The organism is Streptomyces sp. NPDC000345, assembly GCF_042898825.1.
GTDB lineage: Bacteria > Actinomycetota > Actinomycetes > Streptomycetales > Streptomycetaceae > Streptomyces.
Genome location: NZ_JBIAZE010000004.1, coordinates 366499 through 382902, shown reverse-complemented (window position 1 = coordinate 382902; position 16404 = coordinate 366499). Strand labels below are relative to the sequence as shown.

At 72.7% G+C, this 16404-nt stretch carries 13 protein-coding genes and 1 pseudogene; 4 read left to right on the top strand and 10 right to left on the bottom strand.

What is annotated here, in order from left to right; all coding sequences use genetic code 11:
• Positions 1 to 20: 20 nt before the first annotated feature.
• The 4 genes from gndA to ACFY30_RS11970 form a co-directional block, all read right to left on the bottom strand.
• The gene (gndA, locus tag ACFY30_RS11985) at positions 21 to 1460 is read right to left on the bottom strand and encodes an NADP-dependent phosphogluconate dehydrogenase (protein WP_390845070.1); all 1440 of its coding nucleotides are present in this window, start codon (positions 1458 to 1460) and stop codon (positions 21 to 23) included.
• A gap of 156 nt (positions 1461 to 1616) precedes the next feature.
• The gene (locus ACFY30_RS11980) at positions 1617 to 2123 is read right to left on the bottom strand and encodes a MarR family winged helix-turn-helix transcriptional regulator (RefSeq protein ID WP_390845069.1); all 507 of its coding nucleotides are present in this window, start codon (positions 2121 to 2123) and stop codon (positions 1617 to 1619) included.
• A 53-nt stretch (positions 2124 to 2176) separates the two neighbouring features.
• Positions 2177 to 3061: an LLM class flavin-dependent oxidoreductase gene (locus ACFY30_RS11975; RefSeq protein WP_390845068.1), complete on the bottom strand. Its 885-nt coding sequence runs from the start codon at positions 3059 to 3061 to the stop codon at positions 2177 to 2179.
• A 215-nt stretch (positions 3062 to 3276) separates the two neighbouring features.
• Positions 3277 to 4959: a cellulase family glycosylhydrolase gene (locus ACFY30_RS11970; RefSeq protein ID WP_390845067.1), complete on the bottom strand. Its 1683-nt coding sequence runs from the start codon at positions 4957 to 4959 to the stop codon at positions 3277 to 3279.
• A gap of 197 nt (positions 4960 to 5156) precedes the next feature.
• Here ACFY30_RS11970 and ACFY30_RS11965 point away from each other — a divergent pair, with 197 nt between their 5' ends.
• The gene (locus ACFY30_RS11965; protein ID WP_390845066.1) at positions 5157 to 5672 is read left to right on the top strand and encodes a hypothetical protein; all 516 of its coding nucleotides are present in this window, start codon (positions 5157 to 5159) and stop codon (positions 5670 to 5672) included.
• A gap of 532 nt (positions 5673 to 6204) precedes the next feature.
• Here ACFY30_RS11965 and ACFY30_RS11960 read toward each other — a convergent pair.
• Positions 6205 to 6768, bottom strand: coding sequence for a hemerythrin domain-containing protein (locus tag ACFY30_RS11960; RefSeq protein WP_390845065.1), 564 nt, complete (start codon positions 6766 to 6768; stop codon positions 6205 to 6207).
• A 267-nt stretch (positions 6769 to 7035) separates the two neighbouring features.
• Between ACFY30_RS11960 and ACFY30_RS11955 the strand changes: the two genes are divergently transcribed.
• A complete protein-coding gene (locus tag ACFY30_RS11955) occupies positions 7036 to 8883 on the top strand; it encodes a protein kinase (protein WP_390845064.1) in 1848 nt (615 codons plus the stop codon).
• A 100-nt stretch (positions 8884 to 8983) separates the two neighbouring features.
• Here the strand turns inward: ACFY30_RS11955 and ACFY30_RS11950 are convergent, their stop codons facing one another.
• Positions 8984 to 10174 (bottom strand): PucR family transcriptional regulator, encoded by a 1191-nt coding sequence (locus ACFY30_RS11950; protein WP_390845063.1) that lies wholly within the window; start codon positions 10172 to 10174, stop codon positions 8984 to 8986.
• Positions 10175 to 10323: 149 nt separating this feature from the next.
• Here ACFY30_RS11950 and ACFY30_RS11945 point away from each other — a divergent pair, with 149 nt between their 5' ends.
• Positions 10324 to 11811, top strand: coding sequence for a long-chain fatty acid--CoA ligase (locus ACFY30_RS11945; RefSeq protein ID WP_390845062.1), 1488 nt, complete (start codon positions 10324 to 10326; stop codon positions 11809 to 11811).
• Positions 11812 to 12275: 464 nt separating this feature from the next.
• The gene (locus ACFY30_RS11940) at positions 12276 to 13550 is read left to right on the top strand and encodes a glycosyltransferase (RefSeq protein WP_390845061.1); all 1275 of its coding nucleotides are present in this window, start codon (positions 12276 to 12278) and stop codon (positions 13548 to 13550) included.
• Between the two features lie 64 nt (positions 13551 to 13614).
• Here ACFY30_RS11940 and ACFY30_RS11935 read toward each other — a convergent pair whose 3' ends face one another.
• The 4 genes and pseudogenes from ACFY30_RS11935 to rfbA form a co-directional block, all read right to left on the bottom strand.
• Positions 13615 to 14457 (bottom strand): hypothetical protein, encoded by an 843-nt coding sequence (locus ACFY30_RS11935; RefSeq protein WP_390845059.1) that lies wholly within the window; start codon positions 14455 to 14457, stop codon positions 13615 to 13617.
• 54 nt (positions 14458 to 14511) lie between these two features.
• On the bottom strand, positions 14512 to 14679 hold the full coding sequence (locus tag ACFY30_RS11930) for a hypothetical protein (protein ID WP_390845058.1): 168 nt from the start codon (positions 14677 to 14679) through the stop codon (positions 14512 to 14514).
• Between the two features lie 9 nt (positions 14680 to 14688).
• Entirely contained in the window at positions 14689 to 15288 is a 600-nt protein-coding gene (gene rfbC, locus ACFY30_RS11925; protein WP_390845057.1) for a dTDP-4-dehydrorhamnose 3,5-epimerase, read from the bottom strand.
• Positions 15289 to 15376: 88 nt separating this feature from the next.
• Positions 15377 to 16231, bottom strand: a pseudogene (gene rfbA / locus ACFY30_RS11920) (glucose-1-phosphate thymidylyltransferase RfbA); the annotation flags it as partial.
• Positions 16232 to 16404: the final 173 nt, after the last annotated feature.

The window sequence follows — 16404 nt, the reverse complement described above, 5'->3', positions numbered from 1 at the left end:
TCAGCTGTGCCGGGCCGGTGTCAGGCCGAGGTCTCCGGGCGGCCCGGGCTGGCCCAGTGGGTGTGGAAGGCGCCGGGGCGGTCGGTGCGACCGTAGGTGTGGGCCCCGAAGTAGTCGCGCTGGCCCTGGAGGAGCGCGGCGGGCAGCCGTCCCGCGCGCAGGGTGTCGTAGTGGGCGAGGGCGGCGGAGAAGGCGGGGACCGGGATGCCGCGCCGGGCGGCGGAGGCGACCGTCTCCCGCCACGGCACCTGCGCGTCGGTGATCTCCATGGCGAACTCCATCTCGCCGAGGAGGCTCACCAGTTCCGGGTCGGCGGCGTACGCGGCCCGGATGCGGTCCAGGAAGGACGCGCGGATGATGCAGCCGCCGCGCCAGATCTTGGCGACCGCGCCCAGGTCGATCTTCCAGCCGAACTCGGCGGCCGCGTCCTGGATCATCTTCCAGCCCTGGTCGTAGGCGATGACCTTGGAGGCGTACAGGGCGTGCTCGACCTGGGAGGTGAAGCGGGCGGCCTCGGTGCGGCTGAGCGGCGGGGTGGTGCCGCCGGGCAGCCCGGCGTAGGCGGCGCGCAGTTCGCGCTGGCCGGAGGCGGCGCGGGCGAAGGTGGCCTGGGCGATGGCGGTGACCGGGGAGCCCAGGTCCAGGGCGGTCTGCACGGTCCAGCGGCCGGTGCCCTTCTGGCCGGCCGCGTCGGTCACGATGTCCACGAACGCCAGGCCGGTGGCGGCGTCGGTGTGGGCGAGGACCTCGGCGGTGATCTCGATCAGGTAGGAGCCCAGCCGGCCCTGGTTCCAGGTGCGGAAGACGTCGGCGATCTCGCCGGGGGTGTAGCCGGCGACCTGGCGGAGCAGGTCGTACGCCTCGGCGATGAGCTGCATGTCGGCGTACTCGATGCCGTTGTGGACCATCTTGACGAAGTGCCCGGCACCGTCCGTGCCCACGTGGGCGGCGCAGGACTCGCCGTCCACCTTCGCGCTGATGGAGTCGAACATCGGGCCGAGGACGTCGTACGACTCGCTCGAACCGCCGACCATGATCGACGGCCCGTTGAGGGCGCCTTCCTCGCCGCCGGAGACTCCGGTGCCGACGAAGTGGATGCCCTTCTCGCGCAGGGCGGCCTCGCGGCGGCGGGTGTCGGCGAAGTGGGCGTTGCCACCGTCGATGATCATGTCGCCGGGTTCCAGGAGCGGGGCGAACTCGTCGATGACGGCGTCGGTGACCGCACCCGCCTGCACCATGATCATCAGGCGGCGGGGGCGCTCGAGCGCGGCCACGAACTCCTCGGCCGACTCGGCGGGGACGAAGGCGCCCTCGTGGCCGAACTCCTCGACGAGCGCGCGGGTGCGGCCCGCGCTGCGGTTGTGGACGGCGACGGTGTGGCCGTTGCGGGCGAAGTTGCGCGCGAGGTTGCGGCCCATCACGCCGAGGCCGGTGACGCCGATGGCGGCGGTTGCGTTCACGAGGTACGTCCCTTGGATCGGTGGCGTGTTTCGGAGGGGGGCGGGCAGCCCCGTACCCCCAGGTACGCGCCGTGGGCCGGTTCTTCTCGATGCCGGCCCGCCGAACTCCTCGGACCGCTGCCGGACGACGGCCGGCAGCCGCTCCCGCGCCGGGTCTCAGCGGCGTCGCCAGGGCAGCACCGCCGGGTCGGCCTCGGTGCCCTCGGCCCGGTGCAGGGCGTCGCTGATGGCCTCGCCGATCTCCGCGAACTGCCGCACCTGCTCGGGGGTGAGCACGTCGAACACCGCCCGGCGGACGGCCTCCACATGCCCCGGTGCGATCTCCACCAGCAGGGCCCTGCCCTCGTCGGTGAGGAAGGCGAGCTGACCGCGGCCGTCGGCGGGGTCCTCCCGGCGGTCTACGAGACCGATCTCCCGCAGCCGGTTCACCGCGTGGGTGAGACGGCTGCGGGTGATCTTCAGCCGCTGGGCCAGCTCGGACATCCCCAGGACGCCGTCCGGCGCCATCGAGAGGTACGCCAGCAGGCTGTAGTCGGCGTGCGTCATACCGGCGTCGCGCCGCAGCTGCCGGTTGAGGTAGTCGGCGAGCAAGGTGGAGAAGTCGACGTAGGCCAGCCAGGCACGTCGTTCCTCGGCGGTGAGCCAGCGCGGCGTCGTGGACATGGCCACACCTTACCCAGAGCACTTTTGTTTGAAATGTCAGATACAGCGGGTGGTCATCGCGGGGGCGCCGAGGCGGGGAGCGGTTCGTGGAACACGGCCTCGGCCAGGCGGTCCACCTGGTCGGGGTCCGGGGCCCAGCAGTAGAGGACGACCTCGTCGGCGCCGATGTCCGCGAGGGCGGCGACGGCCGTGCGGATCGCGCTCGGCGTGGTGAGCAGACCGTCCGCCATGTAGTCGGCGCGGCCGCTGAACTCGTAGTAGTCGAGGAGGTTGCGCCGGGCCCGGTCCAGGGTGTGCCGCCCGCCGAGCGCGACGCTGACCTGGGCGACCAGACGCGGCCGGCCGGGGCGGTCGTACGTCGCCCAGGCCTTCTCCACGTCACGGAACAGGCCGCTCAGGTACGTCGGGGGCAGGGCGGCGCCGAGGAAACCGTCGCCGAAGCGGCCCACCCGCTCGACGGCTGCCGGGGCGAAGCCGCCGAAGAGCACTTCGGGGCCGCCCGGTGTGAGGGGCGCCGGTCCGATCGGCCCGGCGCCTTCGCCGTACGGCTCACCGGCCCAGGTGCGGCGCAGCCGGGTCATCTGCTCGTCGAGGCGGCGGCCACGGGTGCGGAGGTCGATGCCGGCGGCCCGGCAGTCGTCCTCGCGGCCGCCGACGCCGATGCCGAGGGTGAAGCGGCCGCCGGACACACGGTCGAGGGTCGCGGTCTGCTTGGCGAGCAGCGCGGTGTTGTGGTGGGGCGCGATCAGCACCTCGGTCTGGAGGCGGATGCGGGAGGTGGCGCCGGCGAGGGCCGCCAGGGTGACCAGGGGCTCGGGGTTGTGGAAGACGAGCCGGTCGAGCAGGCCGAGGGTGCGGAACGGGGCCGCGTCGGCGCGACGCGCCCAGTCGAGGAGCAGGGCGGGGTCGTCGATGGGAAGGCCGAGGCCGATCTTCATGGAAGCAGTCCTTCGGAGGGCATGCGGACAGTACGGCCGCCCCTCCTGACTCCGCGCGCTGATGCGCGGGTCTGCTCCCGTTCTGCGGCGATGGTTCCAGAGAGCGTGACGCGTAAGAGTGCCGCGACCGTAACGAGGCGGGCGCGCCCCGGGCAAACCCTTTTCCCTCCGGCCGGCCGGCGGACCCGGCGCCGGCCGGCCGGAGGAAGGGCGTCTCACGTGGTCGCGCAGGCGGTGCCGTTGAGGGTGAAGGCGGTCGGCGCGGTGTTGGTGCCTCCCTTGCCGCCGAGGAAGCCGACGGTGACCGAGCCGCCGGCGGGGATGGTGGAGGTGTACGACGCGGGCGCCACACTGACGGTGCCACCGCTCTGGGTGGGGGTCCCGCCCCACATGCTGGTCACGGTCTGCCCGTCGGCGAAGGCGAACACCAGCTTCCAGCCGTTGATCGCGGCGGTGCCGGGGTTGCGGAGGACGAGTTCGCCCTGGAAGCCGCCGGGCCACTCGCCCAGGACGCGGTAGCCGACGGAGCAGGGCGTGGCGGGTGCGCTCGTCGTCGTGACGGCGACCGTGCCCGAGCGGGCCGAGCGGTTGCCGGCCGCGTCCCGGGCGTAGACGGCGAAGGTGTACGCCGTGCTCGCGCTGAGTCCGGTCAGGGTGACGCTGTTGGTGGTGGAGGCGGCGAGCGTGGTCTCGGTGCCGCCGCTGACGCGGACGACGTCGTAGCCGGTGACGCCGACGTTGTCGGTCGCGGCGGTCCAGGAGAGCGTCGCCGACGTGGCCGTCACGCCGGAGACGGTGGGGGTGCCGGGGGTGGTCGGGGCCTGGGAGTCGGCGGGGGTGCCGCCGCCGTAGACGGTGGCTTCCTTCGCGGTCTGGGCGATGCCGTCGGCGCCGTTGAAGACGCGCCGGCCCCAGGAGCTGAGCCGGGTGGGGTCGAAGTCGGTGACCAGGTCGAGGATCGGGTCGGTGTTGCCGCTCCACGACCAGGCGAGGTAGCCCAGGTCGAGCTGCTCGGCGGCGGCCATCATGGTGTCCTCGTCCGGGTCGCCCCACTGGTCGGCCGGGCCGCCGAACTCGCCGATGAGGATGGGCAGTTCGGCGTCCACGAAGGTGTTCAGATAGTCGGTGATCTCCGCGGCCGTGTCGAAGACGCTGTACATGTGGATCGAGAAGATCAGGTTGCCGGTGGTGTCGGCGGCGTAGACGGACTGGGCGTTGGCGCGCATCACGCCCTGCCAGTCCTGGCCCCAGTTGGGTGCGTCCACCATGATCGTGTGCTGGAAGCCGGCGTTGCGCAGCTTCTTGATCGCGGCGATCGTGGGGTCGGTCCAGCCCTCGGGGGCGGTGTTGCCCCAGGGCTCGTTGCCGATGTTGATGACGACGTAGTTCTCCTGGCCGGCCAGGACGTCCTTCAGGCCGATCCAGTAGTCGGCGGCCTGGTCGAGGGTGCCGGCCGCGCTGTCCTCGCCGTAGCCGGTGGTGTCGTGCACCTCCAGGACGCAGATGAGGCGGTTGGCCTTGCACTGGGCGACGACGTTCGCCACGTCCGAGGCGCTGTTCGCGCTCCAGCGGTGGCCGTCGGCGAGGACGACGCGGACCGTGTTGGCGCCCAGCGCCTTGATGTCGGCCAGCGACTGGAGCTCGCCGGGGTACCAGGTGTGGGCGTGATTGACGCCACGCATGACGAAATCGTTCCCGTTGGCTTCGAGCAGCCGGCCGCCGTCGCCGATGTGGAGGCCGGTGGCGGCGAGGTCGCCGGAGCGGGCCTGGGCCTGGGCGGGGGCCGGGGCGAGGACACCGAGGGCGACCAGGCCGAGAAGCACGGCCAGGCGGGTCACCAAGGTGGTCAAGGGGCTCTTGCGCGGCGGACTGCCGGTGGTGCTTCTTGTCGTTCTCACTGCGACTCCAGGAGTGAGGCCAAGAAGGCAAGGTGGGGGACGTGACGTGTGGGGCGCTCATGTGGGAGCGCTCCCATGAAGCCACTGTGCCAAGTACACGTCAAGAGACCGCGCAGTGCTCCGCTACCGTTTCGGAGGAACCCGAATCCTCTCGGCCCCTGTCACCCCGCCCCCGCACCCCGCTCGGACGGTCCTCTGTGCTCGCAGACCTCGCCCCGCTCATCGCCGCGACCACCCAGTGGCTGACCCGCGCCTACCCCGCGTCCGGTGGCGCGCTCGCCGCCGCCCTGTGCGAGGCGCAGGCACGCCAGGCCGTCACCGTCGCGGCCTGGCTGCGTTATCCGACGGCCACGGACACGGCACTGGTCGGGATGACGGGGCCCGGCGGCTCGGCCGGGCTCGACCGGATGAGCGGCGCCGCGGAGGACCCGGACGACGCGGCCTGGCGCAGCTGGGTGGACGAGGTCGTGGCGAGCTGGGCGGCCGGCCTGCTCGCCGATCCGCGGCTGGCCGCACGGGCGGTGGCCGGCCTCACCGGCGGCGCCCACACGAGCGGTACGCCGGTGGAGTTCCGGCGCCTGATCGCCCCCGACGCCCACGACCGCCGAGCGGCGGCCCTTCTGCGCCACCCCGACCTGATCGCGCCCGTCGCAGACCTCCACCACGCCCGGCTCCTGGACCGGCTGGGGCCGGGGCAGGCGCTGATCGCCTGAGGGGCGGGGTCCGCCGAGGGCTCACACGCCACCCCGCCGATGGCTCGGCGGGGTGGCGGGGCGCTGATCGTTTGCGGGCGGCGCGCTGAGCCCGGTGGGCGAAAGCCGGCTGAGCGCCTGAGGGCGGCGCGCTGAGCGCCGGAGGACAGAAGCCGACCGATCGCCCGAGGATGCCCGTCCGAGCGTCGGCGAGGCGTGGCAACGGCCGGCTGCTCGCTTGATGGCTGCCCGCACATCGCCCGGCCGGATGGCGGTGGCCCCAACCGGCGCCCGGCCGCCGGGAACGGCCCGCCCCTGGCCTGCGGAGAGCACGAGGAAGGCGCCGAACAGCGCGGGACGCCGCTGAGTGTGCGGGCGCCGAGGCCGCGAACGGCGCCTGGGCCGGCCGCCCGGGGACGGCCGTCTCCGCCGCGAGTGGCACCGCACCGGCGGCAGCGTGCTCCCCCCGGTGGCCGCCCAGGGCCGCGGACGATCCTGGCCGCCGGGCGGTCGGGGGCCGTGGCCCTCGCGGGCCGGAGGGGGTGACTCCGCGTCAGGCGTGCTTGCCGCGGCCGGACAGGGCGTCGCGGAGGCGGTCGATCATGCCGACGCCCGGAGCCAGCATCTTGTTGGCCGGGGGCTTGTCGGGGGCGGCCGGGTGCGGCCGGGTCGGCGCTGTCTTCTTCGCCATGCGGACCTTCTCCCCCAGACGGTCCAGGGCGTCCGGCGGACACGCTGCGCGCAGCCGCGGGAAGAGGTTCTGCTCCTCGTCGGCCACATGCTGGCGGATCTCCCGCATGAGCTTCACCATGAGCTGGTCGAACCGCGCGTCGTCCGCCGCGCAGCCCTCCAGGTCCTTCATGATCTGCTCGGCCTCGGCGTGGTCCTCCAGTTCCTTGTCGGCCAGCGCGTCACCGCCGTCGATGTGCTCGCGCACCGCCGGATAGAGGTAGGCCTCCTCGGCCACCGAGTGCCGGACCAGCTCCATGGTGACCTGGTCCGCGTACATCTTGCGGTCCTTGTGTCCCGACGGCAGTGCCTCGATCTTGCCGAACAGCTCCTCGACCTCGCGATGATCGGTCACCAGTTCGTCGATGACGTTTCCACCATGACCCATGTCGTCCTCCTCCAGCCGAACCCGGCGGGCTCCCGGAACGGGCCCGCCACGCCCCCGGGTGCCCCGGCCGCCGCCCCTTGAACTTCGCCCGTCCTCGCTCGCCGGAGGGGTCCTGGAGGCCGTCCGGGGCACCGGGCGCGAAGCCCCTGGTGATCACGGGTCGACGCAAGTGTTTCGAAACCCTGAGCACAGGCGGCGACTGGGCTAGCCTCGTTCTCCGCGCCTGAGAACGAACTGACGTACGGCGAACATCACTTCGGGAGTTCCGTGACTGACCAGCGGCCGACCCCACCGAGTGCCACGGCGAACGAGGCCGCCGCGCTGCGGCAGACCGGCGCCTCACCCCTGCGGGTCGGCGATCCCGGCCGTGTCGGTCCCTATGTGCCACTGGCGCTGCTCGGCAGCGGCGGGATGGGACGGGTCTATCTGGCCCGGGCGGCCGACGACACCCCGGGGCTGTTCGCCGTGAAGGTGATCCGGCCGGAGTACGCCGAGGATGTCCGCTTCCAGCGCCGTTTCGAGCGCGAGGCCGCCGTGCACGCCCGGCTCGGCCCGCCGTACGCCCCGCTGCTGTGCGGTACGGGGTTCGAGGACGAGTTGCTCTGGATGGCCACCGAATACGTCCCGGGGCTCGATCTGACGGAGGCCGTACGCGGGGACGGCTCCCTGCCGACGGCCACCGTGTGGCGGCTGACGGCGGACCTGGGGCGGGCGCTCGCCGCCCTGTCCGCAGCGGGCGTCGTCCACCGGGATCTGAAGCCTTCCAACGTGCTGCTGTCCGACCAGGGCACGCATCTGATCGACTTCGGGATCTCCAAGGCCGCGGACGCGAGTGCGCTCACGGGCACCGGAAACCGGGTGGGCACCCCGGCCTACATGTCGCCGGAGTACCTCAGGACCGGCCGGTGCGACACCGCGTCGGACGTGTTCTCGCTGGCCTGCACGCTGGTCTACGCGGCGGCCGGGCGCGCCCCCTTCGGTGACGGCACCGGGGTCGACGTCATGCACCGGGTGGCGTTCGAGGAGCCCGATCCGGAGGTGACCGCCGCCGTCTCGGCGGCCGACCCGGAACTCGCCTCGCTGCTGTCCCGCTGTCTGGCCAAGGAGCCCGGTCTGCGGCCCACCCCCGAGGATCTGATCGAGCTCGCCGGGGCGCACGCCGGGGCGTCCGACTGGCCGGAGCCGCTCCACGGCGAGGTAGCGGCCCGCCGGCGGGCGTACGAGACGCTGTACCGGCTCCCCGCCGAACGGGCGGCCCTGCTGCGTCCCGCGCGGCACCGTGTCATGGCCGTGCCGGCACCCCCGCCCGCCGCGCTGAGCCGCCCCGCTTCACCCGGCGTCGCCGCCGTGCCGTCGGAGGCCGCGCCCGCGTCCGCCTCGACGCCGGTTCCGGCCTCGGCTTCGGCGTCGGCGCCCACGCCCGCGCCCGCCGACGCGTCGTCAGGAGCGTTACCCGGCGCGGGACCCCGACGGTGGCAGCGCCGGAGAGGGGTGCTGGTCGTCGCGGCGGCCGCCGGCCTCTGCGCCGTCGCCGCCGGTGTGCTCGTCCTCGCCCGCCCGGACGGTCCCGCGACCGCCGCCCCTCCGGCGGACGAGGTGACGGCGACCGGCGCCGTGCCCGCCGACCGGCCCGGCAACGCCGCTCCGGCGACACCCGGCGTGGCGGACCGGGCCTCCGCCGCGGGCTCGTCCGACGGACGCGCCGACGTCGACGGCGGCAGCGGCTCCGCGCGCCCGGACGCCTCCGCTTCCACGACCGGCGGCGCCGCGAGCACCCCGGCCACCGGCACGGCGGGCGCCGGGACCAGCGCCCCCGCCGCTCCGGGCACGGACCCCGCCACCCCGTCGGCCGAACCGGCCGGCGAGCCCTGGAACACCGACTGCACGTACTACGACGGCAGCGGACGCACCCGTCAGGGTGACAGCGGCGTGAAGGTGTCGCAGGTGCAGTGCATGCTGACGAAGCGCGGATACAGCGTGGGAAGCGCCGGGGTGAACGGGGAGTTCGGGCCCGAGACGGCGAGCGCGGTGAGCGCCTTCCAGAGCGACAAGGGCCTGTCCGCCGACGGTGTGGTGGCCCGCGCCACCTGGGTCGCGCTGCGCGGCAGCGACTGAGCGACGCATGCCGGACGACCTCGCGGCCCACGGTGGGTGACGGGCCCGTCTCCAGCACCTCCGAAGGACTCCGGGCCGCGGACCAGGCCGGCGGAAGCGGTCACCCGGTTCCCGGATCCATCGGAACCGTCCCCGCATTGCGGACGGCCGGCAGGGCCGCGCCGAGGTCCGCCACCGTGCGCGGGTCGGAGAGGGAGCGGCCGGTCAGCTCCTCGACGCGGCGCAGCCGGTAGCGGACAGTGTTGGGGTGCACGAAGAGGGTCCGTGCCGTGTCCGCCGCGGAGCCGGCGGCGGCGAACCAGTGTTCGAGGGTGGTCAGGAGGCGGGCCCGTTCCGCGGCGGGGAGGTCGAGCAGCGGTCTGAGGACCACCTCGGTCAGATGGGCCGCTTCGGCCGGGGCGGCGGCGACGAGCATGGCCAGCGGATTGTCGTCGAACCGTGCGACGCCGGGCCCGGTGCCCGGCAGACCGGCCAGGGCCAGCCGGGCGAAGCGCAGGGCCCGCGGAGTGTCCCGCAGCGAGTGGAAGCCGGGGCTGACGCCCACCCGGGCGCGGGTGCGCCGCAGGGTGCGCAGACAGGTCTGCTCGGCCGTCGGCGTGGCCAGGGCGACCACACCGATCTGCTGGTCCGGCAACAGCCGCCAGGCGGAAGGGAGTTGAGCCTGGCGCAGCGCCGTCTCGATACCCGCCAGGGGCTCCTCGCCGGGGGCGCCCGCCACCGCCGCGACGACCGCGAAGGGGCCCTGTTCGGGCAGGCCCAGCTCATGCGCGGCCTCCCAGAGCGTGGTGCGGTCCGAGATGACACCCGTGAACAGCGCCTCCACCAGCGCCGAGCGCCTGGCCTCGCGCTGCAGCGTCAGCTCCGCCGCGGTCTCCCGGTGGGCCGCCGCCACGGCCTCCGCGTAGCGGCCGAACAGGGCCCAGATCTCCGCCGACTGGGACACCAGCTGGGCGTCGGAGACCTCCGGGTGGGTGCGGGACTCCTCGACGATCTCGGACCACAGGAGTTCGAAGCCGATCCGGTAGGCGTGCAGGGTGTCGGCCAGCGGCATGCCCTGTTCGGCGCGTATCCGGCCGGTGTCGCGGGCCGGGCTCGGGTCCGGGGCGCCCGCACGGTGGAAGTGGCTGAGGACGAGGTCGGCGTTGGCGGTGCACGAGCGGCGCAGCGAGTCGAAGGGGATCAGTGACTCGTCCTGGTAGGCCTCGACGTCGGAGCGGATGCGCTGCGCCATCCGCTCGCCCAGTTCCGGCAGCCGGGCGTGGAGCGCCGCAGTCACCCCCGAGAGGTCCATTCCCCCAGCTTAAACCGGTCTTCTTGTCCTCGGGAACAATCCGGGCGGGGAGACACTGTGCCACCGCCCATAGGCCGTCGCCGATTGCGCCAGCACCATGTCGTGCACGTGAACGGCGGATTTCGACGGGGACATTCGTGGAGGCGGGCATGGCCAATCTGGCGGCGTTTCTGGTGGACACGGCGGCGCGGCAGCCGGACCGTCCCGCACTGCGGCTGGGCGGGCAGGTGACCGCCTACGCGGAGCTGGACGAGCGCAGTGCCCGCGCCGCGGCGCTGCTGCGGGCCGAGGGCGTGCGACCGGGCGACCGGGTGGCACTGATGCTGCCCAACGTCCCCGAGTTCGTCGTCCTGTACTACGGCGTGCTGCGCGCCGGGGCGGTCGTCGTACCGATGAACCCGCTGCTGAAGGCGCGGGAGACCGAGTACCACCTCACCGACTCCGGGGCGAGAGTGCTGTTCGAGTGGCACCAGGCGCCGGGTGAGGGCGCGCAGGGCGCGGTGGCCGCCGGGGTGCGGCACCTGTCCGTGGAACCCGCCGCCTTCGCCGGTCTGCTGGCCGGGCACGAGCCGCTGGCCGGCATCGCGGAGACGGACGACGAGGACCTGGCCGTACTCCTGTACACGTCCGGCACCACGGGCCGCCCGAAGGGCGCCTCGCTCACCCACGGCGGGCTGCGGCACAACACCGAGGTCAACACGGTCCATGTGCAGCAGATGACACCGGACGACGTGGTGGTGGGCTGTCTGCCGCTGTTCCACATCTTCGGCCAGATCTGCACCATGAGCGTGGCCGTGCGCGCCGGCGCCTCCCTCACGCTGGTCCCCCGCTTCGATCCGCAGGCCGTGCTGGACGCCATCGCGCGGGACCGGGCCACGGTCTTCGAGGGCGTGCCCACCATGTACGCGGCCCTGCTGCAGCATCCGTCGGAGACGGACGTGTCGACCCTGCGCATGTGCGTCTCCGGCGGCGCCTCGCTGCCGGTGGAGATCCTGCACGGCTTCGAGCGGCGCTTCGGCTGCGCGATCCTCGAGGGATTCGGCATGTCGGAGACGAGCCCGGTGGTGACGTTCAACCACCCCGACCGGCCGCGCAAGGCCGGATCGATCGGCACCCCGATCCGGGACGTGGAGGTGCGGCTGCTGGACGAGAAGGGGCAGGACGTGCCGCCCGGCGAGGTCGGCGAGCTGGCCGTCCGGGGACCGAACGTGATGAAGGGGTACTGGAACCGCCCGGAGGAGACGGCGGCCACCATCGCGGACGGCTGGCTGCGCAGCGGCGACCTCGCGCGGCAGGACGAGGACGGCTACTTCTACATCGTCGACCGCAAGAAGGACATGATCATCCGCGGGGGCTACAACGTCTACCCGCGGGAGATCGAGGAGGTCCTGCACGAGCACCCGGCCGTCGCCCTGGCCGCCGTGGTGGGCGTGGGCCACGCCCACCTGGGCGAGGAGATCGCGGCCGCGGTCGTACTGCGCCCGGGCGCCCAGGCCACCCCCGACGAACTGCGGGAGTTCGTCAAGGACCGGGTGGCGGCGTACAAGTACCCCCGCCAGATCTGGCTCATGGACAAGCTCCCGACCGGCCCGAGCGGCAAGATCCTCAAGCGGGAGATCACGGCACCGGCGGGGTGAGCACCCCGGGGGGGGGGGCCCCGGCGGCCCGGGGGGGCCCCCCCCCCGGGGGGGGGGGGGGGGGGCCCCCCGCGCCCCCCGCCCCCCCCCGCCCCGGGGGGGGGCCCCTTCCCCCCCCCCCCCCCCCCCCCGGCCCCGCCCCCCCCCGCGCGGGCACCCCCCCCCCCGGGGGGGGGCCCCCCCGGGGGGGGGGCCGGGGGGGGGGGGCCGGCCCCCCCCCCGCGGGGAGAGGGCGGCGGCCGGCTGACGACGGCCGTCCCCGCCGTGCGTGGCGCGGGTGCGTGCAATCGGGTGGTCCGTCCACCCCACCGCCTGCCGTACGGCGACGTCGTCAGGACGGGCTCGTAACCTCGGCGGAAATGACGGTGGCCGGCTCCGGACCACCGCGGGCCATGCCAAGTGCTGGCGGGATTCCGGGACTTCACAGGCCGCCCTCACCGACACCGAGCCACGCAGGGAGCATCATGACGTCGACCGCCACCCCGAGGTTCTCCGTCTTCACCCCCAGCCACCGGCCCCGCTTCCTGGACGAGTGCCTGGCCACCCTGCAGGCGCAGACCTGTCCGGACTGGGAGTGGATCGTCCTGCTCAACAACGGGGCCCGATGGCGACCGGAGCACCCCGACGAGCGGATCCGGGTGGAGATCGCGGACGACATCACCGGTGTGGGCGCCGCCAAGCGCAGGGCCTGTGAGCTGGCGCGCGGCGAGATCCTCGTCGAGCTCGACCACGACGACCTGCTGGCGAAGGCGTGTCTGGCGGAGCTCGGCAAGGCGTTCGACGCGCACCCCGAGGCCGTCTTCGTCTACAGCAACACCGCGCAGATCACCGAGAACGGCAAGCGGGACGAGAGCCGTTTCAACGAGACGCACGGCTGGCACTACGAGGACGTACGCGTCGACGGCCGCAAGCTGCTGCAGGTGCGGTCCATGGCGCCGACGCCGCACAACGTCTCCTACATCTGGTACGCGCCCAACCATGTCCGGGCGTTCCGCAAGGACGCGTACGAGCGAGCCGGGGGCTACGACGCCGCCCGTTCGGTGCTGGACGACCAGGACCTGATGTGCCGGCTGTTCCACGTCGGCGACTTCCACCACATCCCGCGCTGTCTGTACCTCCAGCGGATGCACTCCGCGAACACCCAGAGCGACCCCGAGATCAACGCGTACATCCAGCGCGAGACGGTCGCCCTGTACGACAGGTACATCGAGGCCAACGCGCTCGCCTGGACCCACCGCAGGGGGCTGCTCGCGCTGGACCTCGGCGCGGCCCACCGCAAGCCGCCCGGTTACGTCGGCGTGGACAAGTACCCGGGCAAGGGCGTGGACATCGTCGCCACCCTGCCCGGCAGACTGGACCTGCCCGACGACTCCGTCGGCCTCGTGCGGGCGGTGAACTTCCTCGAACACGTGCCCGCGAAGGTGCCCCTGATCAACGAGCTGTACCGGCTGCTGGCACCCGGCGGCATGCTGCTCGTCACGACGCCCAGCTCCGACGGCCGCGGCGCGTACCAGGACCCGGGTCATGTGGCGTACTACAACGAGAACTCGTTCTGGTACTACACGGACGACCAGTACCGCGCTTTCGTGCCCGACCTCGAGGCCAGGTTCCAGAGCTCACGCCTCGCCACCTACTTCCCCTCCGAGTGGCACTCCGAGAAGAACATCTCGTACGTCGTCGCCAACCTCATCGCGATGAAGGACGGCGCCGAACGGTGCGGCGGTCCGCTGCTGGTCTAGGGCGAACGCCGAGGGGCGCCCCGGGGCCGAAGCTCCGGGGCGCCCCTCGCACAGAGGTGCTGTGTCACGTCGCGCAGAGCACGTACGCCGTGATCGTCTGGGCGGAGGTGGTGGTCACCGTCCAGCCGGTGGGCGGGGGGCCACCGCTTGGGAAGCTGTCACGGATGGAGCCCGTGCTGGTGGTGAATCCACCACCGACCACCGTCTCGCCGTCGAGGCACAGGGCCGTCGCGGACATGGCGTCGGCGACGGCGTTGGTCCGGATCGCGATGCCGTCAAGCCCACCCTGGGCTCCCTGAGCGCCTTGCGCGCCCTGGGCTCCCTGGGCTCCCTGAGCACCCTGAGCACCCTGAGCACCCTGAGCACCCTGAGCACCCTGAGCACCCTGAGCTCCTTGCGCACCCTGAGCGCCCTGGACTCCCTGGAGGCCCTCAGCGCCCTGAGCACCCTGCGCGCCCTGAGCACCCTGGACTCCCTGGAGGCCCTCAGCACCCTGGGCGCCCTGGGCTCCCTGAACACCCTGCGGACCGCGCGGGCCCTGGACACCCTGGGGGCCACGCGGGCCCTGCGGACCCTGCTTGCCCTGCGGGCCCCGGGGGCCCTGAGGACCGCGGGGGCCCGGGTGGTGGGGATCGCGGTCCCCGTAGCGGTCGACGGTGGCGTTCGCGCTGCCCGGCGCCACCATCGCACCGCCCTGGGCACCGGCCCGGCGGAGCGCGTCGGCGATGGCCACGGGGAGTTCCGCGGTCGACCGGGACCGGGCGACGGGGCTCTCGGTCGCGGGCCGGTGCACCGCCTCCGCGGCGGCCACCGTCCCCGGGACGACGCTGAGCGCGACGGCGGCCGCGCCCGCCGACAGCAGCGTGGCGGACTTCAGGCGCGAATTTCGGATCGTTCTACGGCTCAAGAGAACCTTCCTCACATCTGGAGGGTCGGAGCGCAGGAGCGCACTCGGCGTGCTTCATTCCGCCTGCGTCGCGACACCCTCTGCCATGAACGACGTCATCCCTTCCACCGGTATGAAGAAATGATGAAGGGGACAACCCTCCTCGCGTACGAAGATCACCCGTGCGGCGCCGAACACCTGCGCGGAGGCCGTTGTTGTGGTTGCCTTCAGCGCCTGCTTCAAGGCGATTCCTCAGGTGCCGCTCACGAGACTTCCGCGATATGCGGTGCAGTCCGAGAAGGAAGGCAGCAGCCCTTGCCGCTCGGCCTCCGCCAGCGTGGGCGCGGCGGCGTCCTTGTCGGAAAGAAGGGGGGTGAGATCGTCGGGCCAGGCGATGGCCAGCGCCGGGTCGAGCGGATTGATCCCGTACTCGCGCTGCGGCGCGTATCCCTCCGAACAGAGATAGACGACCGTGGAGTCGTCCTCCAGTGCCATGAAAGCGTGGCCCAGCCCCTCCGAGAGATAGAGGCAGCGATGGGTGGTGTCGTCGAGCCGGACGGCCTCCCATCGCCCGAAATCCGGGGAGCCGACGCGGATGTCGACCACGACGTCGAGGACGGCGCCGCCGACGCAGGTGACGTACTTCGCCTGGCCCGGCGGGACCGTCGCGAAGTGGATACCGCGCAGAGTGCCGCGGACGGAGCGTGAGCAGTTGGCCTGTTCGAAGCGGAATCCGTGCCCCACGGCCGCGCGGAAGGCGTCGCTCCTGAACCACTCGTGGAAACGTCCCCTGTCGTCCGTGAAGACCCTGGGCGTGTCCACCCACGCCCCCTCGATGCCGAGCGGTTCCATGTGATCACTTCCTTCCGCCGGGCAGCCCGGGCGCGTCGCACAGCAGGTCCTGGCCGTCCCGGGCCGGGACAGGGTCCCGGGTGTCGTCCAGCAGACCCAGCAGATAGTGGCCGTATCCGCTCTTGAGCAGCGGCCGGGCCAGTTCGCGCAGCCGGTCGTCGTCGATCAGGCCGGCCCGCCAGACGGCCTCCTCGACGCAGCCGACCTTGAAGCCCTGGCGCTCCTCGATGACCCGGACGAATTCCGAGGCCTGGACCATGGAGGTGAAGGTTCCGGTGTCGAGCCAGGCGGTGCCCCGGTCGAGCCGGGTGACCTGCAGTTCGCCGGCTTCCAGATAGACGCGGTTGAGGTCGGTGATCTCCAGCTCGCCCCTGGCGCTGGGGCGCAGGCCACGGGCGATGTCCACGGCGCGGTTGTCGTAGAAGTAGAGCCCGGGTACCGCGTAGCGGGACCGGGGGCGGGCCGGTTTCTCCTCGATGGACACCGCGCGCCCCAGGTCGTCGAACTCCACCACACCGTAGGCCGAGGGATCGGCGACCTGGTAGGCGAACACCCTGCCGCCCGCCGAGACGTCGTGCCGGGCGAGCCGGGTGCCGAGGCCGCTGCCGTGGAAAATGTTGTCGCCCAGGATAAGGGCCACGGATTCGTCGCCGATGAATCCGGCGCCCAGCACGAATGCGTGGGCAATGCCCTCCGGGCGATTCTGCGCCATGTATTCCAGCCGCAGACCCAGATGGCTTCCGTCACCGAGCAGCCGACGGAACTGGCTCTGGTCCTCCGGGGTGGTGATGATCAGGATGTCCCGGACGCCGGCCATCACGAGCGTCGACAGCGGGTAATAGACCATGGGTTTGTCGAAGACCGGAAGCAGTTGCTTCGACACCGAACGGGTCAACGGCCACAGTCGCGAGCCGGTCCCTCCGGCCAACAGGATTCCGCGCACGGCCTCACCATAGGTCAGTCATTAGTGAATACCGGCTTTTAACACGGTTTTCCGGGGCGGGTACGGCCGCCGGTGCGGGTACGGCCCGGGACGCGTACGGCCCGCCTCACCGCCGGTCACGACATGCCCGGGATGTCATGAGAAGGGATAATTCTGTCATCGCGGCGACGCGC